This is a genomic window from Onishia taeanensis, assembly GCF_013349955.1.
Lineage (GTDB): Bacteria > Pseudomonadota > Gammaproteobacteria > Pseudomonadales > Halomonadaceae > Onishia > Onishia taeanensis_B.
In genome coordinates this window covers 1-551 of sequence record NZ_JABVXC010000048.1, presented here as the reverse complement: position 1 = coordinate 551, position 551 = coordinate 1, and the positions used below count along the sequence as shown (strand labels likewise).

1 protein-coding gene is annotated in these 551 nt (G+C 65.3%); it reads right to left on the bottom strand.

The genetic code is table 11. The features are described from left to right. Positions 1-551, bottom strand: a 551-nt coding sequence (locus tag HUS66_RS17405; RefSeq protein ID WP_175072451.1) for an FAD-binding oxidoreductase, incomplete at both ends; no start/stop codon positions are given.

Sequence of the window (551 nt, the reverse complement as noted above, 5' to 3'; positions counted from 1 at the left end):
TGCGCCAGGCCCAGCACCTTGTCGTCCACGGTCTCGATGGAGGTGGGGGATGCCGGGCTTGCCATTAACGCCTTGGCATCCCGCAGGGCGTCCATGAAACTGGCGTAGCGTACATTGACCAGGGTGGAGTATTTCGGAATCGGCAGGACATGGAGTACCGCCTCGTTGAGCAGCCCAAGCGAGCCCTCCGAACCGCACAGCACGCTATTGAGATCGAACGCCTGATCGTCGTTGTACAGATGCGCCAGATCATAGCCGGTCAGGCAGCGGTTGAGCTTGGGGAACTTGGCTTCGATCAGCCCGGCCTGGGTGTCGATGATAGCGCGAGCGGTGCGATGGGCCTCGCCGACCCGGTCGTCGCGGGCGCAGGTCGCGTCCAGTGCCTCGCCATCGAGGGGCCGGCTGGTCAGGCGCTCGCCGCCCAGCAGCACGCTGTCGAGTTCCAGGACGTGATCGCGGGTCTTGCCGTATTCGCAGCTGCCCTGGCCGCTGGCATCGGTCGAGATCATGCCGCCGATGGTGGCGCGATTGGAGGTCGACAGCTCCGGGGC